The sequence below is a fragment of the Bacillota bacterium genome (assembly GCA_040754675.1).
Lineage (GTDB): Bacteria > Bacillota > Limnochordia > Limnochordales > Geochordaceae > Geochorda.
This window is the reverse complement of the sequence record JBFMCJ010000773.1, coordinates 1-1,595: the sequence shown is the minus strand read 5'-3', so window position 1 is coordinate 1,595 and position 1,595 is coordinate 1. Positions and strand designations below refer to the sequence as shown.

General features: G+C 68.7%; 3 protein-coding genes. All 3 read right to left on the bottom strand.

Annotated elements, in window-relative coordinates; genetic code table 11:
- Positions 1-529: 529 nt before the first annotated feature.
- Positions 530-721 carry a sigma factor-like helix-turn-helix DNA-binding protein gene (locus tag AB1609_23485; protein ID MEW6049397.1) on the bottom strand — a complete coding sequence of 64 codons (192 nt, stop codon included), beginning with the start codon at positions 719-721 and terminating at the stop codon, positions 530-532.
- Positions 652-1,155 carry an RNA polymerase sigma factor gene (locus tag AB1609_23480; protein ID MEW6049396.1) on the bottom strand — a complete coding sequence of 168 codons (504 nt, stop codon included), beginning with the start codon at positions 1,153-1,155 and terminating at the stop codon, positions 652-654. The genes AB1609_23485 and AB1609_23480 overlap by 70 nt, the downstream gene beginning before the upstream one ends.
- Positions 1,152-1,595: hypothetical protein (locus AB1609_23475; protein ID MEW6049395.1), on the bottom strand; the 444-nt coding region annotated here is incomplete at its 5' end. The genes AB1609_23475 and AB1609_23480, both read right to left, overlap by 4 nt.

Here is a 1,595-nt window from a genome sequence, read left to right as displayed (position 1 = left end):
GATAGAGGTTGTCCGCATGCATGTACTCGGGGAACGGATCCCACCGGGGCGCCACGGGGCATACACCCATGGCGATGGCCTCCACCGTCCCCACCGACAGGGTGTCCGCCAGCGACGTGGTGACCACCACGGAAGCCTGGGCCAGCAGGTGATAGTACTCTCCTTTGGTTCGGGTCACCTGGAACCGCATTGAACACTACCAGCCCCGGCCGCCGCCGGGCGGAACGGTAGGCCCTCAGGGCGTCGATGTCGAGGGGGAAGCCGGTTACGTGCAGCCGGGGCGCCAGATCGGGATAGGCCGTCCGGGCAGCCCCCAGCGCCCACTCCGAGTTCAGGAACACCCCGCGGTAGTGAGACTGGGTGCGGCGCTCATCGAGATCGAACCCGGCCAGCACAGCCGGTTCGTAGGCCAGGGCGGCCAGGCCATGGGCGTGCCCGTAGCGCCGCCCCGGCCGCAAGTCACGGGCAAGGTCTGCCATGGCCGCGCCCAGGAGCTTTCCCAGGGGGTCTCCCCGGCAATCCTCGCTCGTCACCATTCCATGTACACTCCTTTCCGCTGCAATTGCTCGGCCACCCGTCGCCGGGCGGTGTGCAGGCGCAACTTCACCGTGGACCGCCGTAGCCCCAGTGCCTGGGCAACTTCCCCCTCGCTCATACCCTCGAAGTAGAACAGGACCAGCGGAGCCCGGTGACTGGCATCCAGCACATCGAGGGCCTGGATCCTTTCGCCCGCAGTTGCAGTCGGCCCACCTCCACCTCCGGACCCGGACAGGTCATCTCTTGCCCGCCTACCGCACGCCCCCCGCTCCCGCCGGCCCAGGGTGCCGCCGGGTGGGCCGGATCGAAAGGTACGGTGCGACCAGCGTCACGCCGAGCCTTGAGCGCCTCGTTCACCACGAACTTCAGGAACCAGGGGCGGAAAGGACGGCCCAGGATGAAACGGCCTATGGCCCGCCAGGCACGCAGAGCCGCCTCCTGCAAACAGTCTTCGGCACTCGCCCGGTCACCGGTGATCAGGTAGGCGACCTGCAGCGCCCGCGGCTTCAACGCGCGGTGCAGCCCCTCAAAGGCCCGGCTGTCTCCGCCCTGGCACCGGCGAACCGCCTCCTCTTCGCAGTCTCCCGCGGGCTCTCCGGCCCGCTTCCCGGGCTTCACCTTGCACGCAGTGCCTCCAATACCTCAGGGTCCTGGGTCTTCTTCGAGGTGCCCGCCGCCAGGACCTCGCCGGTCGAAGCATCCACCTCGACGTTGATGAGGTCGGCCCGGATGACAGGTTCTCTCGCCCGTCCGCTGAAGGCGAACTGACCGCTGACAGTGACCAGGTACACCTGCCGGGAGTCCGCCACGCTGAACGACGGGCTGAAGACGCCCCGACCCGCCAACGCGCCGTGGGTCGTCAGGACGTTCTCGACCCGACACCCCGCTCCCGAGTGGGCCCGGGCCGCAGCAATGGCCGCACCTTTGGCTGCCTCTTCGCCCATCAAAGGTCCGCCCATGGCGCCGGGCGACTCCTCTGGAGGCTGATACTCCGCTTCCGGGGAAACCCCGGCGGGCATGGGAACCTGCCCCGTGCGCCCATCGATCCCGCTGGCCAG